Below are 25,221 nucleotides of genomic sequence, written 5' to 3'. Positions count from 1 at the left end.
CAGCAGTCAATCCACCTGCAACGTGCGACCGGTGAGTTTGGCAAATGCCTCCATGTACTTGTCCGAGGTGCGTTGAGCCACGTCAGCTGGTAGTTCCGGGCCGGGCGGCGTCTTGTCCCAACCGCAACTTTCCAGCCAGTCACGCACATACTGTTTATCGTAGCTGGGCGGGTTGCTGCCCACCTGATACTGGTCTGCAGGCCAGAAGCGTGAAGAATCAGGCGTCAATACCTCGTCCATCACATGCAATACCCCTTGCGCATCCACACCAAATTCAAACTTAGTGTCGGCAATGATGATGCCTTTGGTACGCGCATACTCGGCCGCACGCGTATATAGCGCAATTGCCGCCTGCTCGACCTGGGCGGTGAGCGCTTTACCAATCAGGGCTTCCACCTGGGCAATGCTGATATTTTCATCATGCTCGCCTACCGCCGCCTTGCTCGAAGGGGTAAACAAAGGTTGTGGCAACTGCTGCGCCAGTTGCAGGCCTGCTGGCAGGGGAATATCACATACCGTGCCCTTGGCCTGATACTCTTTCCAGCCGCTGCCTACCAAATACCCGCGCACAATCGCTTCCAATGGCAAGGCTTTGAGTTTTTTGACCACCACGGCACGGCCTTTGACCTGAGCCACTTCATCCGGCGCGACTACAGATTCCGGCGCGATCCCGGTCAAGTGGTTAGGCACCACATTCTGCAATTGCTCAAACCAGAAGTTAGCCATTTGCGTCAGCATCGCGCCCTTGTGTTGAATCCCCGTGGGCAAAATCACATCAAAAGCACTCAAGCGATCTGTACTGACCAGCAGCATGGTCTGCGCGTCGATATCGTAGATATCACGCACCTTCCCCTGGTGCAGTTTTTTCAGACTCTTGATAGAAGTTTCGAGCAATGGCGCTGACATAATCGTGATCACAAAAGTAAAAACCGCATTATAAATGCGCCACGCCCTTGCAGGCGAATAAATTGTCCGGTAACGACATCAGCCCGCAAATGGAGGCCGTCTCGCTAAGCAGCCACCTCTTCAATCTGGACCGGATCAGGCAAATTGGTCATGCACAGCTTGGCATAGCCCACATAGCGCGTCAGACGCAGCAAATTGCAGGTATAACCATACTCATTGTCGTACCAGGCCACCAGCTTCACAAAAGAGGGGTCCAGCATAATGCCAGCCGATGCATCAAACACGCTGGCAGCTGGGTAGCCTCTGAAATCACTGGAAACCACGGCCTCATCGGTATAGCCCAGCACCCCCTTCAAATCTCGCTCTGCGGCGTACTTCATCACGGCGCAGATGTCTTCATAAGTGGTTTTTTGCTGCAACTCGACCGTCAGGTCAACCACCGACACATCTGCCGACGGAATACGCATGGCCATGCCGGTTAACTTCTTGTTGAGGGCCGGAATCACTTTACCGACGGCCTTGGCCGCCCCGGTACTTGAAGGAATAATGTTATCAAAGACGCCACGACCTCCCCGCCAATCCTTGTTCGACGTCCCATCCACCGTTTTTTGAGTCGCCGTGGCCGCATGAATAGTGGTCATCAATCCACGTTTGATGCCAAAATGGTCATGCAACACCTTGGCCATAGGCGCCAGGCCATTGGTGGTGCAAGAGGCGGCAGAGACAATTTCTTCACCGCGATAATGGTAATGATTGACGCCATAGACATACATAGGCGTGTCGTCCTTCCCTGGCGCTGATTGGACGACAATGCGCGCGCCCCCATTGATGTGTGCAGCACAGGTTTCCTTGGTCAGAAAGACACCAGTACACTCCACCACCACATCCACGTTTGCACTGGCCCAGTCAATCTGCGCCGGATCACGATGTGCCGTCAACCGGATGGGCTTGCCATTCACCACCAGCGATTCGCCCTCTAACTGTGCATCGTATGCGAGACGACCGTGCACCGAATCGTACTTGAGCATATACAACATCTGCTCAGGCGCCTCGATGCCGTTGATCGCCACTACCTCCACATCTTTGAACTCTGCCTGATTTAAAGCGGCTCTGAGCACCATGCGCCCAATTCTGCCAAACCCGTTTATGCCGATCCGAACAGTCATTTTTTGGACTCCTTTTGTCGTGGATATCCTAAAACAAGCAATTTTGATGCTCATTTTGAGCAGTTAGCGTTAGACAGTCATCGTGGCCTTGAATAGAATAGAGTTGAAAACTAAAAACTTTAAATCATTCAAGCCCCCCGCCCATCGGATATTTTGTGAACGTTGCAGAGCAATTACTGAGTGGTATTCTGGATACATTATCATTGCAAGTGGCAGTGATTGATGAAGCAAGCAGCATTCTCTATGTGAATCAGGCTTGGCGCAGCTTTGGCCTGTTTTACGGCCTGCAACTTGACACAGACTGGTTTGGCATCGCCTATCTCGATATTTGCAAGGCCAATGAAGACACCAACCAGCCAGCCTTGCTGGAGGGCGTTCAACAGGTATTAAGTGGGGCACGTGACCATTTCAGTATTGATTACCTCTGCCACACCCCAACCCAGGAGCCGACCTGGCTGACCTTGAATTTGCAGCCGATGCAAAGCAGCCTCGCAGAGCAGGGCCCGTGCTTTTTGCTGACCCTCACCAATATCACGCATCACAAGCAGGTCGAAGACCGGATTTCTGCCCTCACACTGACAGACCCGCTCACCGGCCTCGCCAACCGCCGTCGACTGGAGCAATTCATGCGGGATGAGTGGTCACGCGCGATCCGCCATCAATCCAGTCTGAGTGTGATGATGGTCGATGCGGATCACTTCAAGCAACTCAATGACAGCATGGGGCATGCCGCTGGCGATGACTGTTTGCGCCAAGTCGCCACCATTCTGCAAGGCTTTAGTAACCGGCCAGGAGATCTGGCTGCACGCTACGGTGGAGAAGAGTTTGTATTGGTACTGGGCCAGACCACGCAGGCGGAAGCCGTCAAAATTGCCGAGCGCATCCGGCAAAAAATCATGGCGCTGGATATCCGTTTTGCCGGACACCGCTTGATGACAGTGAGTATAGGCATTGCCTCACTGGGCGCCCATCATGCGCAATCCACAAAGGAGCAACCCGCACGCACCCAGTGGCTCAATTTTAGTGAAGACGGTAATTTATTGCTGGAACAAGCGGACAAGGCCCTGTATGTGGCAAAAAAACAGGGCCGTAATCGCGTTGAAGTGTACGACAAACACCACAGACTGACGGTGCCGCTCTCGGTGTAGCCCAAATGCGGGCTAAGTCCGCGAGCAGCTCACCGCGGTGAACAAAAACTAGGCAGCACGCGCTTCCAGCATAGCCACCGCAGGCAAGGTCTTGCCTTCCAGAAACTCCAAAAACGCGCCGCCGGCCGTTGAGATGTAAGACACTTTGTCATAGATGTCGTATTTTTGAATGGCGGCAATGGTGTCACCGCCCCCAGCCAGCGTAAACGCCTTGGTTTCGGCAATCGCCTTGGCAATGGTTTTGGTGCCTTCGCCAAACTGGTCAAACTCAAACACACCAACCGGGCCATTCCAGACCACGGTACCGGCTTTCATGATGATATCAACCAACTCAGCCGCGGATTGCGCGCCGATATCAAAAATCATGTCATCGGCAGCGACCTCAGTTGCGGCTTTTTTCACGGCAGGCTCATTCGCATCAAACTGCTTACCCACCACCACATCTTTGGCAATCGGCACACAAGCGCCACGGGCAGCCATTTTCCCCATCAGGCCTTTGGCCGTTTCCACCAGGTCGTCTTCGCACAGAGATTTGCCTATTTCATGACCCGCCGCCTTGAGGAAGGTATTGGCAATGCCGCCGCCTACCACCAGTTGATCCACTTTGTCAGACAAACTTTCCAGCACGGTGAGCTTGGTAGAGACTTTAGACCCGCCAACAATCGCCACCAGCGGACGTGCCGGGGCCAGCAAGGCCTGGCTCAAGGCGTCCAGCTCTTCGGTCAGCAAAATACCGGCACAGGCGACAGGCGCAAATTTGGCAATGCCGTGGGTGGAGGCTTCGGCGCGGTGTGCGGTGCCAAAGGCATCCATGACAAATACATCGCAGAGCGCGGCGTACTTTTTGGCCAGCTCATCATTGTTTTTTTTCTCGCCCACATTAAAACGGCAGTTTTCGAGCAAAATCAACTGACCGTCCTCGGTGGTCAAACTGTCTTCAGGCGCATTCGGTGCCAGCCAGTTTTTCACCAGGCGGACCGGCTGACCCAATAGCTTGCTCATGACATCGGCCACGGGCTTCAGGGAGTTTTCTTCGGTATACACGCCCTCTTCAGGACGGCCCAGGTGTGAGGTCACCATCACTTTGGCGCCGGCTTTCAATGCATATTCTATGGTGGGCATGCTGGCCACAATTCTGGCATCACTGGTCACTACGCCATCTTTTACCGGCACATTGAGATCCGCACGGATGAAAACGCGCTTGCCACGTAAATCGAGGTCGGTCATTTTGATGAATTTCATGAAGGTCTCCCTTGAGCGGTCGGCGCCGCTTGAATATAAACTGGTAAGGATAAAAAGCTGTTTGGCAAAAGCAAACGGGGCATAAAGCCCCGTGCATGATTAAGCAATGTGTTGAACCAGACGCAGCAGGTTACAGGTATATCCGTATTCATTGTCATACCAGCCGACCACTTTAACAAAGGTCGGATCCAGCATAATGCCGGCATCGGCATCAAACACACTGGCGGCTGGGCTGCTACGGAAGTCACTGGAAACCACCTTCTCGTTAGTGTATTCCAGTACGCCTTTCAGCGCGCCGTCAGCAGCTTGTTGCATGGCTGCACAAATGGCCTCATAAGTCGTTTCGCTATTGAGCTCCACGGTCAGGTCAACGACAGACACATCGGCAGAAGGCACGCGCATGGACATGCCGGTGAGTTTTTTGTTGAGGGAAGGAATCACCTTGCCCACCGCCTTGGCCGCGCCTGTACTCGAAGGAATAATGTTTTCAAACACACTGCGACCGCCGCGCCAGTCTTTTTTGGAGGTGCCATCAACCGTGAGTTGTGATGCAGTGGCGGCATGAATGGTGGTCATCAGGCCACGCTTGATACCAAAGCTATCGTGCAAGACTTTGGCTAAAGGCGCCAAGCCGTTGGTGGTACACGAAGCCGCTGAAATAATGGCCTGACCAGCATACTCATGGTGATTCACGCCAAATACAAACATGGGAGTATCATCTTTACCCGGCGCAGATTGCACTACTTTTTTGGCACCGCCTTGAATATGCGGCTGGCAGGTTTCCTGAGTCAAAAAGGCGCCGGTGGACTCCACCACAATCTCTGCACCGCCTTTGCGCCAGTCAATATTGTTCGGGTCACGCTCAGCCGTCAAATGGATACGCTTACCATTCACGACCAACGCGCCATTGTCAGCTTCTACTTTGGCATTAAACCGACCATGGACTGAGTCATACTTGAGCAAATACATCATGTATTCAACATCATATGAGCTGTTAATCGCGACCACTTCAATATTGCTGAACTCTGGCTGCTCAATTGCCGCACGCAACGCCATGCGACCTATCCGTCCAAACCCGTTAATGCCTACCTTGACTGACATATGCTCCCCAACATTGTTAGAACTAAAATGAAGTATTTTAACCTAAACACACTATACTGGACAGACAGTAAGTGTTTGATTTGATACACGACTCAAGCATTCCCATATTTAAAACCCGGTCATTTTGACCACGCAGGGCTGCTTGTGATGAAAGAGGAAGGTTATGCAAGACAACATTATTCTGGCGGGTGGCTGCTTTTGGGGCATGCAGGATTTAATCAGAAGACTGCCTGGCATCATTAGCACACGGGTAGGTTATACCGGCGGTGAGGTGCCCCATGCCACTTACAAAAATCATGGCAACCATGCCGAGGCGATTGAGATTGTATTTGATCCCGCGCAGATCAGCCTGCGGCAATTACTGGTGTTTTTCTTTCAGATTCACGACCCGACCACGCCTAACCGCCAGGGGAACGATTTGGGTCCCTCTTACAGATCAGCCATTTTTTATGCATCAGCAGAACAGAAAGCTGTTGCCGAACAATTGATCACTGAAATGAACGCCTCAGGCATCTGGCCCGGCAAAATTGTCACCGAGCTTACGCCCGCAACAGATTTCTGGCTGGCAGAACCGGAGCATCAGGATTATCTGCTGCGTTACCCCAACGGCTACACCTGCCACGGCCTGAGACCGCAGTGGATATTACCGCAAGATCGCGCAACAGCAAGCTGGTTATAAACCAGGCATGAACATTATTCTGGCGTTACGGTGGGCGGCTGCTTGGTCACGGCCGAGTGTTTGCGCGCTTTAGGATAATGGCGCCTGGCAGGATGATGCAGAAAAGTCGCCAACTCATTCAAGGCCAATTGATAGACCTCGCGCTTGAATTCGATGACATCCTCCAGCGGCACCCAATATTCACTCCAGCGCCAGGCATCAAACTCGGGATGCTCGGTCGCACGCAATGACACATCACTGTCACGCCCGATCAGGCGCAACAAAAACCAGATCTGTTTTTGTCCTTTGTAGCTTCCGCGCCACTCGCGCTTGACCCAGCTGGTAGGCACGTCATAGCGCAGCCAGTCACGTGTACGGCCCAGAATTTTAACGTGCTCAGGCTTGAGGCCAACCTCTTCCATCAATTCACGATACATGGCTTGCTCAGGCGTTTCACCATATTTGATGCCGCCTTGCGGAAACTGCCATGCATGTTCCCTGATACGCTTGCCCCAAAACACCTGATTGTGCGTATTGCAAAGCACAATTCCGACGTTTGGACGGTATCCATCACGATCTAACATAAAAAACTGCCTTCAATATTTCATGCAATTTTTTCACACTTTAGCCTTTAATGAAAGGACAACCGTCAAAAGCATGCGCAAGCCCGGCAAGGTGTATAAAATTGAAAAGCAGACTCGCCAATTTATTTAAAATCCATCATGCGACCCATGAAAACACTGTCAACCAGAGACAAGACCATGCGTTGTTTGCCCATGCTCAAGCGATTTTCAACCAGATTTATGACCGGGCTCTCGATCCGTCTCCCGTTGGCAAGTATGAAGTTTTTTGCCCCCCTATTGCTTGGTGTCCCCGTTTTCGCGTTAGCGGGCAACCTCGCTTACATCACCAATCAAGGCAGTGACAGCGTATCCGTGCTGGACATCGCCAGCAAGCAAGTCACGCGTACCATTGCGGTGGGCAAAGCCCCGGTCGGGGTGGCTATCGCCCCTAAAAAGCAGCGCGTGTATATCAGCAACGCTAATAGCCAAACCGTGTCAGTCATCAATAGCGCCACCCAACAAACGCTGCAAGAAATTCCGGTCAACGCCCAAGCCGTTGGCATTGCTTTAAGCCGCGACGAGAAAACCTTGTACGTGGCCGATTGGGGCGGCGAGCAAGTGATTGCAGTGGATACTGCGCATCCTGAAAAACAGCAAACCTTCAAAGCGGGCAAAACCCCTTCCGGCTTGCTGGTCAGTGCAGATAACAAAAAGCTGTTTATCGCCAACCGCGACAGTAACGATGTCACCGTGGTCGATACGAAAACCTTGAAAACCATCGCGCAAGTGCCCGTTGGCCTGCATCCCTTTGCACTAAGCTTGAGCCCGGATGGTAAAACCGTGTTTGTCGTTAATGTGGTCAGCAACACGCTGACCTTGCTGAATGTAGAGACCTATCAGGCCAGCACCGTCAAAACCGGGCAGCATCCTTATGGCGTGGCGATCAGTCCAGATGGCCGTCGTGCTTACGTGAGCAACAATCACGCTGAAAGCGTATCGGTAATTGATTTGACCAATGGCAACACCATCAAAACCATCGCTGTGGGCGAATATCCCGAGGGCATTGAATACGACAAGGCCAGCAATCAGGTACTGGTCGTCAACTGGGGTACTGACAATGTCTCCATGATTGATGCACTCACTAATACCGTGACGCAAACGATCAGCAGCCCCAAGTTATGCCGCTCTTTCGGGCAATTTATTCTCGAAGTGAAATAGCAAGAAAAGGGCTGTGCAGAGCCAAAGCAATCTATTTTTTGATTTTTTCACAGGATGACCAATGAATTAGTCGCAAAGAAGTTTATTTTTGGGTAAAGTCTCGGATTGTTTTTTAAAACACTTTGACCGCTTACCGATCCACGCCGAGCTTTAGTTTTAAAAGCGTTTTAAAAGTCTGTAAATTTCAGGAGATATGTAATGAAAAAATTTCTAGGCATGATTGCTGTTTCTTTATTGCCGTTGATCCCACTCACCGCTGGTGCACACGGTGCAGCAGCCTTACGCTTTGAAAAAAGCGTCACCATCAAAGCGCCTGCTGCAAAAGTATGGGCATTGGTCAAAGATTTTGGTAACGAACAAGCCTGGCACGCAGGTGTTGTGTCTACCACCGTAGAGCAGAAAAAAGATGAAAATGGCGACGATGCCACCTACCGCACCGTCAAACTGAAAAACGGCGGCGTCATGTACGAAAAACTGCGTTTCATTGACGACGCTGGCATGCGTGTTAAATATGAATATGTGTATGAAAAAAGTACATTACAGTTTTCTAACTTTTACCCAATGATCACAGTGACTGCCAACGGCAATGACACCGTCGTTTCAGTCAAAGGCAGCTACACTCGCGCCGATTCCTCCAACATTCCAAAGCCTGAGCAAAACGATGATGCCGCGACCAAGGCGCTCGACGACTTTTTTGATCCAGGTCTCGAAAGCCTGAAAAAGGTTGCCGAATCGGGAAAGTAATTAGCCAGGGTTCTGGAAAAAAATCGCAAGGCAACAGTAAACCCTGGTGGAAATTCTGGTAAGTCTTACGTTGTAAACAACACTGTTTTTGCAAATCAGTCACTGCCAAAAGCAAGCGACTGGCACCAAGTAAAGGGATTGTGTACCACACAATCCCTTTTTTGCATTTAGCCAAACCACCTGCCCAAAACCATCACCTATCCTGTCAAAGATGGGCAAAGCCTGTCACTTTCTGTCAGCTTGGCTAACCACAACCACGCTCGCACTTTTTAAATTCAATTCGAAGAAATGAAGCATAAAAACCCTTTAATTCATATTTTTCAATCAGTTACATTCAGTAAAAGCAGACTGGCACGCCTGTTGCTTTATGGTTAGCCAACACTGTTGAAAAAGCAGTGACTTAAACAAAGAAGTAACTGACTTTAAACTTGACTTGAAGGAAAACATGATGAAAAAACACGCACAACAAGGTTTTACCCTGATTGAATTAATGATCGTAGTGGCCATTATTGGTATTTTGGCTTCTGTGGCGATTCCTGCATATTCAGACTACACAAAAGAGGCTTCTGATGGCGCTTGTTTGGCAGAAGCTAGTGCATACTCAACAATAGTCTACTCAGCAATTGCATTATCCAAAGATATTCCAGATCACAATGCTAAAGCTTGCAAGGCAATCACTAAACCACTAGCGACAGATAAATCCTTCTCAGCAGAGCCGGCAAAAGAGGGCACTGGCGCAACCATTTCTTGTGATTTGGTGAAGGGCGGAACTTGCACCAAGACCCCTAAAGCTTAATATCTAATCTACTTGAGCAAATAAGAAAAAGCCCTGTTCAAACAGGGCTTTTTACTAAGGCTTAATGATGAAAATACATAATACGGGCTTCTCACTGATTGAACTAATGATCGTGATCTCTATTATAGGCATTTTATCGGCCGTGGCCGTGCCCGCTTTTCAAGCTTACAGAATAGAGGCTGCAAATGGTGCATGTCTGAAAGAAGCTAACATTTATGCAAGAAGAGTTTACGCAGACATACAACTGAACAAATCCATAGCGAATATCCCAGCTCCGGTTGCAAAAGCCTGTAGCGACATTAACAATGGTGTTAAAGTAGTTACAATAACAACGTTCACATCTAGAACTCACTCACCTGGCAACGCCATTATTTCTTGTAATTTAAGCGCTGGTACTCCTTGTCTTATTACAACAAACTCTCCTTGAGAATTTATAACTTAACAGACTTGAATAAATGCATTTTAAGCAAATCTTAAACAAGATAGCAGCGCTTCAACGGAACTGATTTGAATTTAAAAACAATGTTAGAACAGCTTGCTGTAAATAAAAATTGTAGCTCAACCGTACTCTGGTTACACGGCCTAGGTGCCGACGGCCACGACTTTGAGCCTGTGGTACAAATGCTCAACCTGCCACACATCAAATTTATCCTACCTCATGCCCCTTACCGTCCCGTCACTCTCAACAATGGCTACGAAATGCGTGCCTGGTATGACATTTTTGGGCTACAGCCGGATAGCCCGCAAGATGAAGTCGGGATTAAAAGCATGCAAGCGACATTAAATGCGATGATAGAAGCCGAAATTGCGCAGGGGATTCCGGCGCACCGCATTTTACTGGCAGGATTCTCGCAAGGCGGCGCGATGGCTTTGCATACGGCAACGCGTTTTCCACAAACTTTGGCAGGCGTACTGGCGCTTTCCACATACTTACCCTTAAAGAGTCAACTCTCCCAAGAAAAACACCCAGCCAACCAGCAGTGCCCGATCTGGATGGCGCATGGCCGTTTTGATAGCGTAATTACCATGGCAACCGCGCAAGCTTCGCGGCAAACACTGGAGGCCACAGGCTATGCGGTGGAATGGCATGAATACGATATGCCGCATAGTGTTTGCGACGAAGAGATCAACGATATCCGCCAATTTTTGCTCAAGGTGCTTCCGCCAGCGCAATAACCCTATCTTGAGAATAATCCCGCAAGCAGGGGGAGTTTTGTTAAAATAGCCAGCGTTTTCATAGGCCTATTTTCATGAGTGCTCCCAAAAAAACACCGTCTGCGGTGAGTGATCAACCAAGTTTTGCCGAACGCCTAGCGGCGCTAGAAACCATCGTCAAGCGCATGGAGTCAGGCGAACTGCCGCTAGAGGCCTCACTGGCAGCCTATACTGAGGGCGTGCAATTGTTACAAGCTTGCCAGACCTCTTTAGAGCAAGCAGAACAAACCGTGATGCTGCTTAACCAACAACAGCAACTGACGCCCTTCGAAGCGAATTAACCCGCCAGCCACTTTCCTGTTTATTCATGACCACTTCTGCTTTTGTCTTTGATCATTGGGCACGCGCACATCAACAACATGTGGAGCAGGTGCTGGCTCGCCTTTTGCCTGGTGAGCAAATATTGCCTGAACGCCTGCACGAAGCCATGCGTTACGCGGTGCTCGGTGGAGGTAAACGGGTGCGTGCGTTATTGAGTTATGCCGCAGCAGAACTGGCAGGCACCTCCAGAATGACGGCTGATGCCAGTGCGGCAGCTGTCGAGTTGATTCACGCATTTTCATTGGTGCATGACGATATGCCATGCATGGATGACGACGATTTGCGTCGTGGCAAGCCGAGTTGCCATAAGCAATATGATGATGCCACCGCACTGCTGGTCGGTGATGCCTTGCAAAGTCTGGCATTTGAATGCATCGCCGAGACTCAGGCACCACAAGCGCTCAAGCAAGTGCAGGTATTGGCACAAGCGACCGGCTCACGTGGCATGTGTGGCGGCCAAAGCATCGATTTGCAGAGTACGGGCAAACGGTTGACGCGTGCTGAGTTAGAGACCATGCATCAATATAAAACTGGCGCGCTGATCCGAGCCGCGACATTGCTTGGCGCTTATGCGGCGCCAGACACCGCACCGGCATTAATTCAGTGTTTGGAGCAATACAGCCAAAAGATGGGGCTAGCATTTCAGGTTGTCGATGACATTCTCGATGCAACAGCAGATACGCAAACCCTGGGCAAAACGGCTGGCAAAGATGCGCTGCAAGACAAGTCTACCTACGTCAGCCTGCTGGGGCTGGAGGAGGCAAAAACGCTGGTAGAAGCACTTTATGCTGAAGCCCTGCAATTATTGGCAGGCTATGGTGCCCAGGCGGATCCGCTGCGCGGGATTGCCAAATTTATTTGTGAGCGTCCTTTTTAATCATGACTTCACTGTTGTCCCGTATTCAATCCCCCACTGAGTTACGCGCACTCGAGCGCACACAACTCAAAGTGCTGGCCGCAGAACTGCGAGCATTTCTGATTCAAAGCGTCTCGCAAACAGGGGGGCATTTGGCCTCCAACCTTGGTGTCGTCGAGCTGACCATTGCGCTGCATTACATTTACAACACGCCGGATGACCGTCTGGTCTGGGACGTCGGCCATCAAACCTATCCGCACAAAATCCTGACCGGTAGACGCGAAGCCATGGCTAGCCTGCGCAAGGCGGGCGGGATTGCCGGTTTTCCCAAGCGCGACGAGAGTGAGTACGACACCTTTGGCACGGGGCATTCCAGCACCTCAATTTCAGCGGCGCTAGGCATGGCGGTGGCCGCCAAAGCACAAGGACTGGATCGCCGCAGTGTTGCCATTATCGGTGATGGTGCCATGACCGCGGGGATGGCGTTTGAGGCGCTCAATAATGCGGGCGATATGGATACCAATATCCTGGTGATCCTCAATGACAACGACATGAGCATTTCCAACAATGTGGGAGCGCTCAACAATTACCTTGCTCGCCTGATGTCGGGCAAACTGTATGACAGCGTGCGCCGCAGCGGCAAAAAAGTGCTGGATATCATGCCGCCCGTCAAAGAGTTTGCCAAACGCGCAGAAGAGCACGCCAAAGGCATGGTCACGCCCGGCACCCTGTTTGAAGAGTTCGGGTTTAATTACATCGGCCCGATTGATGGCCACGACATAGACACACTGGTGGATACGCTGGGCAATATCCGTCAATTGCAAGGGCCGCAGTTTTTGCATGTGGTGACGCAAAAGGGCAAAGGCTACAGCCCGGCCGAAGATAACCCAAACAAATACCACGGTGTGAGCAAGTTTGACCCGGAAAATGGTCACAGCCTGAGCCACAGCGACCGTCCGACCTATACGCAAGTGTTTGGTGATTGGCTGGTAGACATGGCCGCGGCAGATGACAAACTGATAGGCATCACGCCTGCCATGTGTGACGGTTCCGGACTCAATCGTTTTGCAGAGACGTATCCGGCACGCTATTTTGATGTCGGCATTGCTGAACAACACGCATTGACCTTTGCTGCTGGCATGGCGTGCGATGGCCTTAAGCCCGTAGTGGCGATCTACTCGACCTTTTTACAGCGCGCTTACGACCAATTGATCCACGATATTGCGCTGCAAAAACTGGATGTGTTACTGGCGATTGACCGTGCCGGGCTGGTCGGTGCCGATGGCCCCACCCATGCGGGCAGCTTTGATTTAAGCTTTTTGCGCTGCATCCCGGAGATCGTCATCATGGCACCCAGCGATGAAAACGAGTGCCGGCTGATGTTGTCTACCGGCTACCACTACCCTGGGACTGCGGCTGTCCGTTATCCGCGCGGCAGTGGCATCGGTGCCACCGTGTCGCCCACGTTAGCGACGCTAGCAATTGGCAAAGCCAGCCAAGTCAGACAGGGCGTAAAAGTGGCAATTCTGGCGTTTGGCAGCATGCTGCAGCCTGCGTTACAAGCTGCAGATGCTTTGAATGCCAGCGTGGTGAATATGCGCTTTATCAAGCCGCTGGATGAAGCGATGGTGTTGCACATGGCGCAAACCCACGACTACCTGGTCACGGTGGAAGAAAACGCTGTACAGGGTGGAGCTGGCGCTGCCGTCATGGAGTGCTTGCAGTCGCATGGCGTGGTGAAAGCCATCCGCTGCCTGGGACTTCCTGACCGTTTTATTGATCACGGCAAACATGAAACTATGCTTGCGGATTGTGGTCTAGACGAGACCGGTATACGCTTGGCTATTGAGAAATTAATTTCCGAGTAGTAAACTCAACTATTAACTAACAGGCGGGCATCCCCGCTATGGAACCCTAATGAATCAACCCGTGATCCCCACAACGATTGAAGACGTACAAAATACGCCTGACGTGCGTCGTCTGGACATCAACAAAGTCGGCATCAAATCTATCCGTCACCCTGTGATTGTCAAAGACAAAACGGGCGGCGAACAACATACCGTAGCGATGTTTGATATGTTTGTGCACTTGCCGCACAATTTTAAAGGCACGCATATGTCTCGCTTTGTCGAGATATTGAACATGAACGAGCGTGCCATCTCGATTGATTCATTTGAAACCATCTTGCGCCAAATGGTTGAGCGCCTGGAGGCTGAATCAGGCTATGTGGAAATGCGTTTCCCTTACTTCATCAACAAAGCGGCGCCAGTATCTGGTGTGAAAAGCCTGCTTGATTATGAAGTAACGTTTATCGGTGAAATCAAAAACGGCCAGTTCGAGATTACCGTCAAGGTTATGGTACCAGTGACCAGCCTGTGCCCATGCAGCAAGAAAATTTCAGACTACGGCGCACATAATCAGCGCTCACATGTGACTGTGACTGCATTATTGAGCGAGTTTATGTGGCTGGAAGACCTGGTAACCTTGATTGAAGAACAAGCCTCTTGCCAGTTGTATGGCCTACTCAAGCGTCCAGATGAAAAATTCGTTACCGAGCGCGCCTATGACAATCCAAAATTTGTCGAAGACATGGTGCGTGACGTCGCAGCACAACTCAATGATGAAAAACGTATCATCAAATACGTCGTTGAATCTGAAAACTTTGAGAGTATTCACAACCATAGTGCATATGCCTTGATCGAGAGAGACAAACGCGTTCAGTAATCTGTTTTGACAAAGTTTCAGTGTAGGCTAACATCGATTTCGATGTTAAGCGAAGCGGCCAAAACTAAAATTTCGAGTCTATCCACAATCACTCGGCTTATGCATTAATTGAGAAAGACAAACGTCTTTCATAACCGCACATGCAAATAAAAACGGCCATCAGGCCGTTTTTTTATACCTGCTGATGCGCCCTGCTTCGCTAATGACTAAACATGCCATTGCGCGCATAAGGTTGGTGCAGATGCAGGCCCACCGCCACGATGATCGCCCCCAGGAGCGGAAACAGCGCCGCTAGCGTAAACGTTAATTGGCCGCCTAAATACTGCAAAGCAAAGCCCCCGAGTAAGCCACCCAGCGCGCCACCTACCCCGTACGCCACACTGTTATATATGGCCTGCCCTTTGGCCTGGTGACGGCCATTAAAATATTGCGTCACCACCTCGACCGAGGCCGCATGAAAACTGCCAAAAGTAAACGCATGCAGGGTTTGTGCCAGTAACAACAACCACAGTTGATCTGGCACCAGACCCATCATGGTAAAGCGCACCACGCCAATGAGCAGGCTGACCAGCAAAATGGTTTTGAGTTTAAAGCGTGCCATGATCCAGGGCATTTTCATGAAAATGCCAATTTCGCAAATCACGCCTAGCGACCATAACCAGCCGATCATGCCTTTGCTATAGCCATGCTCGGCCAGATAAATCGAATAAAAGTTATACATGAGCCCATGCGCGGTCACCATCATGGCGCAGCCAATCAGCAGCGACATCACGGCAGGCTGCTTCAGAATTTGCCACACTGAAAAATCATCCTGCGCATGCGGTGGAACATGCGCCTCAGGTAATAACCAGGTCAGGCCAAACAAGCTGCATTGCACCAGCAGAATAAACCAGAGCAGGCTGCCTATGCCAAACCAGTCGGTCAGGTAACCGAGTAAGACTGAGGCCACAATAAAGCCCCAGGAGCCCCACAAACGGATTTTGCTGTAGTGACCATTGGTGCTGGCCAAATGCGCCAGTACCAGCGACTCCGACAGCGGCAAGGTGGAGCTGGTAAATAAACTTAAGGCGACCATGACAATAAACATGGTCTTGAAATCATGGGCCCAAAAGATGGCGACAAAGCCCAGCAAGCCGAGAAACGCGGTCAGGCGTATCCAGCGTACACGTTGCCGGGTATGGTCAGCCAGCCAGCCCCACAGATTGGGCGCGACGATGCGGCTCAACTGAAACAGCGACATGAGGATGCCAATATCCGCAGGACTGAAGGATTCGGCCGTCAGATAAAGCCCCCAGTAGGGAACGAACGCACCGACGAAAAAGTAGTAGATGAAATAAAAGCGCGACAGATTAAAGTGTAAGGCGTGGCTCATGACAGTTGTGCGCTTTAAAGGTCACCGCCCAGGCGCAGGCCATGGGCGGGTGAAATTACAGACGAGGCGTGTTTGAATGCACGTCCGCATTCTGGCCGCGATGACGCAGGGCATGATCCATCAGCACCAATGCCAGCATCGCCTCAACGATAGGCGTGGCCCGGATGCCGACACAAGGGTCATGACGGCCCGTGGTTTGCATCATAATCGCCTCGCCAGCCTGATTAATTGAACGACGCGCTTGCGGGATACTGGACGTGGGCTTGAACGCCACATTGACCACAATGTCCTGACCGCTGGAAATACCGCCCAAAATCCCCCCGGCATGGTTGGTGGCAAATCCTTCTGGCGTCAACTCATCACAATGCTCGCTGCCGCGCTGGGCAATCGAATCAAACCCGGCACCGATTTCCACGCCTTTAACGGCATTAATGCCCATCATCGCATGCGCAATATCGGCATCCAGACGGTCGAAAATCGGTTCGCCCAGACCAACCGGCACGCGTTCGGCCACCACAGTAATCTGAGCACCGACAGAATCGCGCTCGCTACGGATCTGGTCCATATAAGCTTCAAGTTGCGGCAACATCTCGACATTGGGGGCAAAGAAAGCATTGCCCTCATGTGCCAGCGCTTCCCAGCCCACAAACGGCACCTTGATTTCACCGAGTTGGCTCAAATAGCCGCGGATTTCTACGCCGTATTGTTGCTTGAGCCATTTTTTGGCAATGGCGCCGGCGGCTACACGCACCGCTGTTTCACGCGCACTGGAACGGCCACCGCCACGGTAATCGCGAATGCCGTATTTCTGGGCATAGGTATAATCTGCATGCCCAGGACGGAAAGTGTCCATGATTTTGCTGTAATCCTGCGAGCGCTGATCTGTATTGCGAATCAGCAAACCAATCGGTGTACCAGTCGTTTTGCCTTCAAACACACCAGACAAGATCTCCACCTCATCGGCTTCTGCCCGTTGCGTCACATGGCGTGACGTTCCAGGCTTGCGACGGTCAAGATCCACTTGCAGGTCGGCAGCACTCAACTCCAGCCCTGGCGGACAGCCATCCACAATCCCGCCAATGGCCGGACCATGCGATTCGCCGAATGAGGTCAGGGTAAACAGGGTGCCGATGGTATTGCCAGACATGTGAACTCTCACTGAATAATTTTGTTTATTTTATCATAGACTGCCTGCGACCCCGCCCACGGGTTGATTTCCGGGCCTTGAACGCTTATGCTGAAACGGCTTATTGATCTGGGACCATGATGGCTAAACGCAAGCACCCGCACCGCAAACATCGACTGTTAGGCAAGCCGCAAACCGGCACCGACACGACCGCGCAAACAGAGTCAACCGCCGCCTGCATTCATAAAATTTGCTACAACACGCAAGCGCTAGTCGCGCAGCAACTGACCATGCAGGAGATCACTGATTGGCAAGCGCCTGGCGGGCATGTGGCCTGGATTAATGTGCACGGCGTACTGGATATTCCCCTTTTACAAGCGGTCGCCCGTCGCTTCAAGCTGCATCCGTTGGTACTGGACGATATTTTAAACACCGAACAGCGTCCCAAACTGGATACCTACCCCGACTACCTGTTTCTGGAAACGCGCCTGTTTTACTATGATGCTGAAAGCATGAGTGTGAGCTCCGAGCAAATCAGCATGGCCTTGGGTCGTGAGTGGCTGCTGACTTTTCAGGAAAGGCCCTCTGGCAGTTTTGAGCCCGTGCGCGAGCGCTTGCGCCAGGGCCAGGCCTTGCTGCGTCAAAGTGGCCCGGACTACTTGTGCTATACCCTGCTAGATAGCCTGATGGAACGTTACTTTCAGGTGCTGGAGGCCATCAATGAGGATGCCGAACAACTCGAAGCCCATTTGCTTAACCAGCCCACGCCGGAAGACCTGCAGAATATCCACCGCCTCAAACATGTGTCCATCCAGCTCAGACGGGCAGTATGGCCCTTGCGAGAAGTGCTCAATAGCCTGATCCGCAATGAACACGGATTCTTTAGTCCGCAAACCGTGCCTTACCTGCGCGACCTGTATGATCACACCGTGCATTTTACCGAGTCGCTGGAAGCGATCCGCGACACCTTGAGTGGACTCATGGATATTTACATGACCAGCTTGAGTCAGCGCGTCAACCTGGAAGTACGGGCATTGACCGTGGTCGCCATGCTGTTTATGCCAGCGACACTGATTGCGGGGATTTTTGGCATGAACTTCAATGAAATGCCATGGCTCAAGGAGCCAAACGGCTTTTGGTGGGCGATGTTGATGATGCTGGGCATTGCCTTGGCCATGCTGCTAGTTTTCTGGCGGCGGCAGTGGTTAAGCAGCCGCCGTGAAGCTTAGTGGCACTCAGACAAGCGTCGCCATCGGTTGCCGGTTCAATTGCCTGAACACATCCTGCAGCTCGAAGTAAAGCGCCAGATAGTCATGGGCGGCGGCACTTTGTGCGTCATACTCAAACACATGCTGCCCCATACGCAGACTTTCGCTCAAGGCAGCATGCTCACCAATTTTGGTCATGAGCAGCTCCTGACCAAACAGGCGGCGCATTTCCTGCTCCACCTCAGTGGTCATGCTCTTGCGTGACTCCGCACGCGTGAGCAGGTAGCGGCGTGCGATCTTGCGCTTGAGCACGGGCTGCAAGGCATTGAGCGCCTTGTCCATTCTGACCGCAGAATGAATCGATAAATAATCCGTGGTCACAGGGACCACGACCAGGTCACTGGCAAACACGGCACTTAATGAAATCACCCCCATGTATGGGCAGCAATCCATCACCACCGTTAACGCCGGCTGCTGTTGTGCCAGGGTGCCCAAGCCCGCATTTAACTTGCTCAATGTCGCCGGTCCACGGCCAAATTGCGAATCGAGTTTGCTCAACGCATGATTGGCCGTAATCACTTGCAAACCATTACGTAGCGGTTGAACCAGGTTGGCGACAGCAGTGCCACGCTCATAAAAATCGAGCAGGCTGGACTGAACATTCAACCCTGTATGCTTATAGATCTCGGTCAATCTTGCCTGCGGATCCATATCCAGCAACAACGCTGGACGTTGTTTGCGCTGGTAGGCGGCGGCCAGATTTAGCGCAGTCGTCGTCGCCCCAACTCCGGCTTTCTGATTAAGAATGGCAATTTTTAACATGAGGGTATGAATGCAAAGTCGCGCTTGAGGAAATCATTTCAGACCTGGATATTTCAGACCTAGATGCGCACTATCATAAACGATGTTGCCAGTAGAGACCACCCCGCACCGCCTGTGCAAGCAACAAAGCCGGGCGCACAAAGCAAACAGTACAAAAAAAGAAACCCGCAAAAGCGGGTTAAAAGGGGGTTTGGATCAGGAGGAAATCAATGCTAGTCGTTGAAAATCAACTAAACCTAGCCATCAAACAAAACATTTTGTGTTTCGTTTAAAGATGTGTTCAGTATAGGGAGGAGTTATTGCAGTTATTTGACCAAGCTGTAACTGAATTGTAAAAGACAAAATTCAATTGTTATTAAATTGTAACTTTAATAAAAACAACAACTTGCAAGAATCGCTTGAAAAACTGTTTTAAAAAAAACAGTCAAAAAGGGAATAGCCGTTAGTCTAGCAGAAGGCGACTCGCCAGACTAACGGCTTTGATCAGACACGGGAATTAGCTAAAAAAATCGCGTGCTTTATCGACCCAACTTTTGTTCTTAGGGCTATGTTTGCCCGCATCCGCCTGGGTGCTGTTCTCAAACTCGCGCAACAACTCTTTTTGCTTCTCGGTCAGGCGCACCGGTGTTTCAACCACCACATGCACCATGAGATCGCCATGCTCGCTAGAGCGCAAAGGCTTGATGCCCTTGCCACGCAAACGGAACACGCTGCCGGTCTGTGTTTCTGCTGGAATCTTCATTTTGGCAGCGCCATCCAGAGTCGGCACTTCGATTTCGCCGCCCAGCGCAGCGGTACTGAAGCTGATCGGCATCTCGCAATGCAGGTTTGCACCATCGCGCTGGAAGATCGGATGTTCCTTGAGGTGGACCACCACGTACAAATCACCAGTTGGCCCCCCGTTGACGCCAGCCTCCCCTTCACCGCTTAAACGAATACGGTCGCCTTCATCCACACCGGCCGGAATTTTCACGTTCAGTGTCTTGTTCTGTTTGACGCGTCCATTGCCATGGCAAGTGGGGCAAGGGTCTTTCACCATCTTGCCGGTGCCGTGACACTTGGGACATGTCTGCTGCACAGAGAAAAAGCCCTGCTGCATGCGCACCTGACCATGTCCGTTACAAGTGGTACAAGTGACCGGAGAGGTACCAGGCCGTGCGCCAGAGCCATGACAGGTTTCACAGGTGGCTTGCACCGGAATACGGATTTTGGTTTCGGTGCCGCGCGCCGCCTCTTCAAGCGAAATTTCGAGGTTATACCGCAAATCTGCGCCACGGTAGACGTTGGAACGCTGATTGCGTCCACCGCCGAAAATATCGCCGAAAATATCGCCAAAAGCATCACTGAATCCACCACCACCGAAGCCGCCAAAGCCAGCGCCGCCGCCCATGCTCGGGTCTACCCCGGCGTGACCATATTGGTCGTAAGCGGCGCGTTTTTGCTCATCGCTGAGCACTTCATAGGCTTCTTTTGCTTCCTTAAAGCTCTCTTCGGCTTTAGGGTTATCCGGGTTACGGTCCGGGTGAAACTTCATCGCCAGCTTTTTAAAGGCTTTTTTAATTTCCTCATCGCTGGCGTCCCGGTTCACACCGAGTACTTCATAATAGTCTTTTTTTGCAGCTGCCATTGCTTGCCTTTTTCATGTCCAGTTAACAGCGTCTAGAAATGCGAAAGTCGTTAGCCTGCAAGAGGACTAACGACTATTCGCCTGCCGTGTCGAATTAGTCCTTTTTCACTTCTTCGAACTCTGCATCGACCACATCGCCTTCCACGGTTTTTTCACCTTGGGGCTGTGCGCTCTCAGTATTGGCTTGAGCCTGTTGCTCAGCGTATACCTTCTCGCCCAGTTTTTGCGAAGCTTCCATTAATGCATTGGTTTTGGCTTCAATGTCTGCCTTGTCATCGCCTTTAGCCACGTCTTCCAGCGCTTTGATGGCGTCTTCAATCTTGGCTTTTTCATCGGCCTCCATCTTGTCGCCATGCTCACCCAGCGATTTTTTCACGCTGTGCAATACACTGTCAGCCTGGTTACGGGCATCGACCAGTTCACGCAGTTTCTTGTCTTCGTCCGCATATTTGGCCGCATCTTCTTCCATGCGCTGAATTTCTTCTTCAGACAATCCAGAGTTTGCCTTAATAGTGATCTTGTTCTCTTTACCAGTCGCCTTGTCTTTGGCAGACACATGCAAAATACCGTTGGCATCGATGTCAAACGTCACTTCAATTTGTGGCATGCCACGTGGTGCAGGTGGAATGTCACTCAGATTAAACTGGCCCAGGCTCTTGTTACCCGAGGCCATTTCACGCTCACCTTGCAGCACGTGAATCGTCACGGCATTCTGGTTGTCTTCGGCGGTCGAGAACACTTGTGACGCCTTGGTCGGGATGGTGGTATTTTTCTTGATCAGCTTGGTCATGACGCTGCCCAGGGTTTCAATACCCAGAGACAGAGGCGTCACATCCAGCAGCAAGACGTCTTTGACATCCCCCTTCAACACGCCACCCTGAATCGCAGCACCAACAGCCACAGCTTCGTCCGGGTTGACGTCTTTACGTGGCTCCTTGCCAAAAATCTCTTTCACTTTCTCTTGCACTTTAGGCATACGGCTCTGACCACCGACCAAAATCACGTCGGAGATGTCAGCAGGCGATACGCCTGCGTCTTTCAATGCCATTTTGCAAGGCGCCATGGTGCGCTCGATCAGGTCTTCTACCAGCGATTCCAGTTTGGCGCGGGTGATTTTCACCACCAGGTGTTTAGGGCCTGTGGCATCTGCCGTGATATATGGCAGGTTTACCTCGGTTTGTTGTGCGCCAGACAGCTCAATCTTGGCTTTTTCGGCGGCTTCTTTCAGACGCTGTTTGGCCAGCAAGTCGTTACGCAGGTCCAGACCGTTTTCTTTTTTGAACTCATCGGCCAAAAAGTCGATGATGCGGTTGTCAAAGTCTTCACCACCCAAGAAGGTGTCACCGTTGGTGGACAGCACTTCAAACTGATGCTCGCCATCGATTTCGGTAATTTCAATGATGGAAATATCAAAGGTACCACCGCCCAGGTCATACACCGCAATCTTGCGGTCGCCTTCCTGTTTGTCCAAGCCAAATGCCAGCGCAGCAGCAGTCGGCTCGTTGATGATGCGCTTCACTTCCAGACCGGCAATCCGGCCAGCATCTTTGGTGGCCTGACGCTGACTGTCGTTAAAGTAGGCAGGCACAGTAATCACTGCTTCGGTCACTTCTTCGCCCAGATAGTCTTCGGCGGTTTTCTTCATCTTGCGCAGGACTTCGGCGGAGATTTGTGGCGGCGCCTGTTTTTTGCCGCGCACTTCTACCCATGCGTCACCATTGTCCGCTTTGGCAATGGTGTAAGGCATGAGGTCGATGTCTTTTTGTACTTCTTTTTCGTCAAAGCGACGGCCAATCAGACGCTTCACCGCAAACAGGGTGTTTTTCGGGTTGGTCACAGCCTGACGTTTAGCAGGCGCACCGACCAGAATCTCGCCATCTTCCTGATAAGCGATGATAGAAGGTGTGGTACGCGCACCTTCAGCGTTTTCAATCACACGAGGTTTCCCGCCTTCCATCACTGCCACGCAGGAGTTGGTGGTCCCCAAGTCAATCCCGATAATCTTTGCCATAGTCGTTATCCTTATCCTTTAAATTTGGTTAATCTCAATCTCTGATGCACTGAACATTGGGACATCTCTACAGATTTCAAGTCCCTGTTCACAATATGGATTATTTTGCCTGAATCACGGTCACCAGCGCCGGACGCAACACGCGCTCATTCAGGCTGTAACCCTTTTGTAATACGCTCAATACCGTGTTGGGTTCACCCTCTGCTGGCACCATGCTGATGGCTTGATGCTTGTTCGGGTCAAACTTCTCACCCACCGGGTTGATTTCAGCAATATTGAATTTTTCAAATACGCTCAATAATTGTTTTGCCGTCAGTTCTACGCCATTTTTGTAGCTATCCACATCTGCATTCTCTACCGCCAATGCGGCATCGAGGCTGTCCTTCACTGCCAGCAACTCACCACTGAATTTTTCGAGCGCAAATTTACGCGCCTTATCAATATCGTCAGCAGCGCGGCGACGAATATTCTCGCCTTCGGCTTTCACATACAGCACCTGCGCCTTGGCTTCTTCCAGCGCTGATTCGAGTTCGGCAATGCGGGCATCTTGAGTATCGTTCGTGAGATCTGGTGTGGTTTGGCCATCAGGCTGGCTGTTGATTGGCTCAGCCGCTGATGCGTTATTTTCTTCTTGCATATTGCTCCCCTAAGATTTATTACGGTATTTTTTGCAAATGGGGAGCAGTCGCAGAGATTTCAAGGGCCATCAGATAAAATTTAGGGCGCTATCTTGGGTTGATGTGCTTGAAACGTCATCCTTGCCCAAAAGAAAAATCGAGATTTGACTCAAGCCAAGAAGTAGCAATATATCTTGCATCTTCTTGGCTGATTGCTTGGCGGCTTCCAAGATAGAATCAAACGTGTATTTGATATGAGATGCTGCCACCATGTCATCGATATTTAAACATCGAGGATTTACTCTGGTCGAGCTTGTTTGCACCATTACCATTTTGGGTATTCTTGCTGCATCTGCGCTTCCACGCTTTGCGAATGTTGCAAGCAGTGCCCGAATTTCGACTTTATATGCTTTTAAGGGCACAATTATACAGGCGGCTACAATGGGTAGAAGCATGTGTTTTTTGGATCCTGAATGCAATATGAACGCAGATGGTGGGCAATTTCCGACCACGGTGATAGAAGGCAAGACGATTTATTTTCATTATGGATATCCGACGGGATGGGGTCGTTTTTTTGTAGACGATGGTGTCGGTAGTCTTAGAGATTTAATGGATATCACGGGCTTCAGTTACACACAGCATCAAGGCGGTTCTTTCCAGACTGTATATACCAAAGATGGTGCAACAGACCCACAAAATTGCAAAGTGATTTATCAATTGAGCCCAGATGGCCAGCCACCATTGATGTCCGTCAGCTTAGTCACCAGCGGCTGTTGATAGCCCGGCCATCGGTGTTGATAATGCGTCCGGCACGAATCACGCAATTGGAGCCAGCATGGCTATCACATCGTTCACTAACGGCATTAACCCAGCCCCACCGAGATTCATCGCAGGTGAAACTCGCCCTGCTGCCACTCCCGTGTAAGCTGGCTCAGTATCCGTATACAGGGCCACAACAGGCACATTTAATGCCGCGGCCAGGTGAGAAAGCCCGGTATCAACACCAACAGCGAACCGCACATGAACCATGCGACGAGCGAGTGTTTGCAGATCCATTTGGGGCAGTACCAGCGCATCTGGCACTTGCCCTGCAATGCGTAATGCACGTTGATGCTCCATGTCGTTGCCCCAAGGCAGCCACATTTGCAATCCTTGCCGCGCATAATACTGCCCCAAGGCAACCCAATGAGTTTCTGGCCATAGTTTGCTATCGCGGCTGGTAGCATGGAGAGCGAGAAATGCCATGCTATTAGCATCTGGACATTGCGCAGACAGTCCGTAATTGGGTTTTTCCAATGGCATCGCATAATGAAGTGCGCTGGCCGCCAGGGTGCGCATCCGAATCACGGCATGCTGCCGGTAGGGAATCGCATAGGTGTGCTGATAAAAGCGGCTGGCCAGGGGCTCACGAATGGAATGTCGATCATAGCCATGGCGCGGACCACGCGCCCAGGTGGCCATCACCGCACTTTTGAGCAGGCCTTGCAAATCCAGCACGGCATCATAAGGTTGAGCCGCGACAGCCTGTTTGACTACCGAAATTTCACGCCAGGTCTGCCAACGCCACCACTGCTTGCGCCAGCGGCGCACCGCGACGGTAAACACCTGCTTTACCTGCGGATGCAATCTTGGAATATCGGCAAAACTTTCTTCTACCAGCCAGTCAATCTGCGCATCGGGATGATGCTGCAAGAGATCTTCCACCACCGGCAAAGCGTGGATAACATCCCCCATAGAGGTGGTTTTGACGATCAAGATGCGTTTCATGGCCGCTATTTTC

At 51.2% G+C, this 25,221-nt stretch carries 25 protein-coding genes; 13 read left to right on the top strand and 12 right to left on the bottom strand.

Annotated elements, in window-relative coordinates; translation table 11 throughout:
* Positions 1–6 precede the first annotated feature (6 nt).
* Both ACFQ1T_RS05870 and gap (ACFQ1T_RS05865) read right to left on the bottom strand, forming a co-directional pair.
* Complete coding sequence (locus ACFQ1T_RS05870; protein WP_275356295.1) at positions 7–906, bottom strand: phosphoribosylaminoimidazolesuccinocarboxamide synthase; 900 nt, start codon at positions 904–906, stop codon at positions 7–9.
* Positions 907–1,010: 104 nt separating this feature from the next.
* Positions 1,011–2,072: a type I glyceraldehyde-3-phosphate dehydrogenase gene (gene gap / locus ACFQ1T_RS05865; protein WP_379074768.1), complete on the bottom strand. Its 1,062-nt coding sequence runs from the start codon at positions 2,070–2,072 to the stop codon at positions 1,011–1,013.
* 155 nt (positions 2,073–2,227) lie between these two features.
* Between gap (ACFQ1T_RS05865) and ACFQ1T_RS05860 the strand changes: the two genes are divergently transcribed.
* Positions 2,228–3,220, top strand: a complete 993-nt coding sequence (locus ACFQ1T_RS05860; RefSeq protein WP_379074765.1) for a sensor domain-containing diguanylate cyclase — start codon at positions 2,228–2,230, stop codon at positions 3,218–3,220.
* Positions 3,221–3,268: 48 nt separating this feature from the next.
* Here ACFQ1T_RS05860 and ACFQ1T_RS05855 read toward each other — a convergent pair whose 3' ends face one another.
* Both ACFQ1T_RS05855 and gap (ACFQ1T_RS05850) read right to left on the bottom strand, forming a co-directional pair.
* Positions 3,269–4,462 carry a phosphoglycerate kinase gene (locus tag ACFQ1T_RS05855; RefSeq protein ID WP_313985672.1) on the bottom strand — a complete coding sequence of 398 codons (1,194 nt, stop codon included), beginning with the start codon at positions 4,460–4,462 and terminating at the stop codon, positions 3,269–3,271.
* A gap of 99 nt (positions 4,463–4,561) precedes the next feature.
* On the bottom strand, positions 4,562–5,563 hold the full coding sequence (gene gap / locus ACFQ1T_RS05850; RefSeq protein ID WP_379074761.1) for a type I glyceraldehyde-3-phosphate dehydrogenase: 1,002 nt from the start codon (positions 5,561–5,563) through the stop codon (positions 4,562–4,564).
* 163 nt (positions 5,564–5,726) lie between these two features.
* On the opposite strand from gap (ACFQ1T_RS05850), the gene msrA reads away from it, so the two are divergent.
* A complete protein-coding gene (gene msrA / locus ACFQ1T_RS05845) occupies positions 5,727–6,242 on the top strand; it encodes a peptide-methionine (S)-S-oxide reductase MsrA (protein WP_194748648.1) in 516 nt (171 codons plus the stop codon).
* A 14-nt stretch (positions 6,243–6,256) separates the two neighbouring features.
* On the opposite strand, the gene ACFQ1T_RS05840 is transcribed toward msrA, so the two are convergent.
* On the bottom strand, positions 6,257–6,805 hold the full coding sequence (locus ACFQ1T_RS05840; RefSeq protein ID WP_379074757.1) for an RNA pyrophosphohydrolase: 549 nt from the start codon (positions 6,803–6,805) through the stop codon (positions 6,257–6,259).
* A 147-nt stretch (positions 6,806–6,952) separates the two neighbouring features.
* On the opposite strand from ACFQ1T_RS05840, the gene ACFQ1T_RS05835 reads away from it, so the two are divergent.
* The 9 genes from ACFQ1T_RS05835 to folE2 all read left to right on the top strand — a co-directional run bounded on the left by ACFQ1T_RS05835 (position 6,953) and on the right by folE2 (position 14,658).
* Positions 6,953–8,002: a YVTN family beta-propeller repeat protein gene (locus tag ACFQ1T_RS05835; protein ID WP_379074754.1), complete on the top strand. Its 1,050-nt coding sequence runs from the start codon at positions 6,953–6,955 to the stop codon at positions 8,000–8,002.
* A gap of 198 nt (positions 8,003–8,200) precedes the next feature.
* Positions 8,201–8,746, top strand: a complete 546-nt coding sequence (locus tag ACFQ1T_RS05830) for an SRPBCC family protein (RefSeq protein WP_379074751.1) — start codon at positions 8,201–8,203, stop codon at positions 8,744–8,746.
* A gap of 448 nt (positions 8,747–9,194) precedes the next feature.
* Positions 9,195–9,542, top strand: a complete 348-nt coding sequence (locus tag ACFQ1T_RS05825; protein ID WP_379076864.1) for a pilin — start codon at positions 9,195–9,197, stop codon at positions 9,540–9,542.
* A gap of 67 nt (positions 9,543–9,609) precedes the next feature.
* Positions 9,610–9,969, top strand: a complete 360-nt coding sequence (locus tag ACFQ1T_RS05820) for a pilin (RefSeq protein ID WP_379074748.1) — start codon at positions 9,610–9,612, stop codon at positions 9,967–9,969.
* Between the two features lie 95 nt (positions 9,970–10,064).
* Positions 10,065–10,718: an alpha/beta hydrolase gene (locus tag ACFQ1T_RS05815; RefSeq protein WP_379074745.1), complete on the top strand. Its 654-nt coding sequence runs from the start codon at positions 10,065–10,067 to the stop codon at positions 10,716–10,718.
* A 74-nt stretch (positions 10,719–10,792) separates the two neighbouring features.
* A complete protein-coding gene (locus ACFQ1T_RS05810) occupies positions 10,793–11,038 on the top strand; it encodes an exodeoxyribonuclease VII small subunit (protein ID WP_194748651.1) in 246 nt (81 codons plus the stop codon).
* 26 nt (positions 11,039–11,064) lie between these two features.
* Complete coding sequence (locus ACFQ1T_RS05805; RefSeq protein ID WP_379074742.1) at positions 11,065–11,955, top strand: polyprenyl synthetase family protein; 891 nt, start codon at positions 11,065–11,067, stop codon at positions 11,953–11,955.
* Positions 11,956–11,957: 2 nt separating this feature from the next.
* Positions 11,958–13,802, top strand: coding sequence for a 1-deoxy-D-xylulose-5-phosphate synthase (dxs, locus tag ACFQ1T_RS05800; protein WP_379074739.1), 1,845 nt, complete (start codon positions 11,958–11,960; stop codon positions 13,800–13,802).
* Between the two features lie 49 nt (positions 13,803–13,851).
* Positions 13,852–14,658 carry a GTP cyclohydrolase FolE2 gene (gene folE2 / locus ACFQ1T_RS05795; RefSeq protein ID WP_194748654.1) on the top strand — a complete coding sequence of 269 codons (807 nt, stop codon included), beginning with the start codon at positions 13,852–13,854 and terminating at the stop codon, positions 14,656–14,658.
* Positions 14,659–14,857: 199 nt separating this feature from the next.
* On the opposite strand, the gene ACFQ1T_RS05790 is transcribed toward folE2, so the two are convergent.
* Together ACFQ1T_RS05790 and aroC are read right to left on the bottom strand one after the other, a co-directional pair.
* Entirely contained in the window at positions 14,858–16,030 is a 1,173-nt protein-coding gene (locus tag ACFQ1T_RS05790) for an MFS transporter (protein WP_379074735.1), read from the bottom strand.
* A 55-nt stretch (positions 16,031–16,085) separates the two neighbouring features.
* Complete coding sequence (gene aroC / locus ACFQ1T_RS05785; RefSeq protein WP_313985634.1) at positions 16,086–17,177, bottom strand: chorismate synthase; 1,092 nt, start codon at positions 17,175–17,177, stop codon at positions 16,086–16,088.
* Positions 17,178–17,296: 119 nt separating this feature from the next.
* On the opposite strand from aroC, the gene corA reads away from it, so the two are divergent.
* On the top strand, positions 17,297–18,385 hold the full coding sequence (gene corA, locus ACFQ1T_RS05780; RefSeq protein WP_313985819.1) for a magnesium/cobalt transporter CorA: 1,089 nt from the start codon (positions 17,297–17,299) through the stop codon (positions 18,383–18,385).
* 6 nt (positions 18,386–18,391) lie between these two features.
* Here corA and ACFQ1T_RS05775 read toward each other — a convergent pair whose 3' ends face one another.
* The 4 genes from ACFQ1T_RS05775 to grpE form a co-directional block, all read right to left on the bottom strand.
* Entirely contained in the window at positions 18,392–19,186 is a 795-nt protein-coding gene (locus ACFQ1T_RS05775; protein ID WP_379074732.1) for a ParA family protein, read from the bottom strand.
* 496 nt (positions 19,187–19,682) lie between these two features.
* Positions 19,683–20,813: a molecular chaperone DnaJ gene (gene dnaJ, locus ACFQ1T_RS05770; protein WP_194748658.1), complete on the bottom strand. Its 1,131-nt coding sequence runs from the start codon at positions 20,811–20,813 to the stop codon at positions 19,683–19,685.
* A 94-nt stretch (positions 20,814–20,907) separates the two neighbouring features.
* Complete coding sequence (gene dnaK / locus ACFQ1T_RS05765) at positions 20,908–22,824, bottom strand: molecular chaperone DnaK (protein WP_379074729.1); 1,917 nt, start codon at positions 22,822–22,824, stop codon at positions 20,908–20,910.
* 100 nt (positions 22,825–22,924) lie between these two features.
* Positions 22,925–23,461 carry a nucleotide exchange factor GrpE gene (gene grpE / locus ACFQ1T_RS05760; protein ID WP_275356311.1) on the bottom strand — a complete coding sequence of 179 codons (537 nt, stop codon included), beginning with the start codon at positions 23,459–23,461 and terminating at the stop codon, positions 22,925–22,927.
* Between the two features lie 250 nt (positions 23,462–23,711).
* Between grpE and ACFQ1T_RS05755 the strand changes: the two genes are divergently transcribed.
* On the top strand, positions 23,712–24,218 hold the full coding sequence (locus tag ACFQ1T_RS05755) for a type II secretion system protein (protein WP_313985624.1): 507 nt from the start codon (positions 23,712–23,714) through the stop codon (positions 24,216–24,218).
* Between the two features lie 39 nt (positions 24,219–24,257).
* Here ACFQ1T_RS05755 and waaC read toward each other — a convergent pair whose 3' ends face one another.
* Positions 24,258–25,208 carry a lipopolysaccharide heptosyltransferase I gene (gene waaC / locus ACFQ1T_RS05750; RefSeq protein WP_338655294.1) on the bottom strand — a complete coding sequence of 317 codons (951 nt, stop codon included), beginning with the start codon at positions 25,206–25,208 and terminating at the stop codon, positions 24,258–24,260.
* Positions 25,209–25,221 lie beyond the last annotated feature (13 nt).

It is taken from the genome of Methylophilus glucosoxydans, from assembly GCF_042676145.1.
Taxonomy (GTDB): Bacteria; Pseudomonadota; Gammaproteobacteria; order Burkholderiales; family Methylophilaceae; genus Methylophilus; species Methylophilus glucosoxydans.
Note: the sequence above shows the minus strand (reverse complement) of the source record. Positions and strands in the feature narration are given on the sequence as shown.

Coding starts and splice junctions, on each gene's coding strand:
- ACFQ1T_RS05775 (WP_379074732.1), bottom strand. CDS start 19,186: ATGTTAAAAATTGCCATTCTTAATCAGAAAGCCGGAGTTGGGGCGACG.
- grpE (WP_275356311.1), bottom strand. CDS start 23,461: ATGCAAGAAGAAAATAACGCATCAGCGGCTGAGCCAATCAACAGCCAG.
- ACFQ1T_RS05810 (WP_194748651.1), top strand. CDS start 10,793: ATGAGTGCTCCCAAAAAAACACCGTCTGCGGTGAGTGATCAACCAAGT.
- dxs (WP_379074739.1), top strand. CDS start 11,958: ATGACTTCACTGTTGTCCCGTATTCAATCCCCCACTGAGTTACGCGCA.
- waaC (WP_338655294.1), bottom strand. CDS start 25,208: ATGAAACGCATCTTGATCGTCAAAACCACCTCTATGGGGGATGTTATC.
- ACFQ1T_RS05815 (WP_379074745.1), top strand. CDS start 10,065: ATGTTAGAACAGCTTGCTGTAAATAAAAATTGTAGCTCAACCGTACTC.
- msrA (WP_194748648.1), top strand. CDS start 5,727: ATGCAAGACAACATTATTCTGGCGGGTGGCTGCTTTTGGGGCATGCAG.
- dnaK (WP_379074729.1), bottom strand. CDS start 22,824: ATGGCAAAGATTATCGGGATTGACTTGGGGACCACCAACTCCTGCGTG.
- ACFQ1T_RS05830 (WP_379074751.1), top strand. CDS start 8,201: ATGAAAAAATTTCTAGGCATGATTGCTGTTTCTTTATTGCCGTTGATC.
- ACFQ1T_RS05855 (WP_313985672.1), bottom strand. CDS start 4,462: ATGAAATTCATCAAAATGACCGACCTCGATTTACGTGGCAAGCGCGTT.
- gap (WP_379074761.1), bottom strand. CDS start 5,563: ATGTCAGTCAAGGTAGGCATTAACGGGTTTGGACGGATAGGTCGCATG.
- aroC (WP_313985634.1), bottom strand. CDS start 17,177: ATGTCTGGCAATACCATCGGCACCCTGTTTACCCTGACCTCATTCGGC.
- dnaJ (WP_194748658.1), bottom strand. CDS start 20,813: ATGGCAGCTGCAAAAAAAGACTATTATGAAGTACTCGGTGTGAACCGG.
- folE2 (WP_194748654.1), top strand. CDS start 13,852: ATGAATCAACCCGTGATCCCCACAACGATTGAAGACGTACAAAATACG.
- ACFQ1T_RS05805 (WP_379074742.1), top strand. CDS start 11,065: ATGACCACTTCTGCTTTTGTCTTTGATCATTGGGCACGCGCACATCAA.
- ACFQ1T_RS05755 (WP_313985624.1), top strand. CDS start 23,712: ATGTCATCGATATTTAAACATCGAGGATTTACTCTGGTCGAGCTTGTT.
- ACFQ1T_RS05835 (WP_379074754.1), top strand. CDS start 6,953: ATGAAAACACTGTCAACCAGAGACAAGACCATGCGTTGTTTGCCCATG.
- ACFQ1T_RS05840 (WP_379074757.1), bottom strand. CDS start 6,805: ATGTTAGATCGTGATGGATACCGTCCAAACGTCGGAATTGTGCTTTGC.
- corA (WP_313985819.1), top strand. CDS start 17,297: ATGGCTAAACGCAAGCACCCGCACCGCAAACATCGACTGTTAGGCAAG.
- ACFQ1T_RS05790 (WP_379074735.1), bottom strand. CDS start 16,030: ATGAGCCACGCCTTACACTTTAATCTGTCGCGCTTTTATTTCATCTAC.
- gap (WP_379074768.1), bottom strand. CDS start 2,072: ATGACTGTTCGGATCGGCATAAACGGGTTTGGCAGAATTGGGCGCATG.
- ACFQ1T_RS05820 (WP_379074748.1), top strand. CDS start 9,610: ATGAAAATACATAATACGGGCTTCTCACTGATTGAACTAATGATCGTG.
- ACFQ1T_RS05825 (WP_379076864.1), top strand. CDS start 9,195: ATGAAAAAACACGCACAACAAGGTTTTACCCTGATTGAATTAATGATC.
- ACFQ1T_RS05870 (WP_275356295.1), bottom strand. CDS start 906: ATGTCAGCGCCATTGCTCGAAACTTCTATCAAGAGTCTGAAAAAACTG.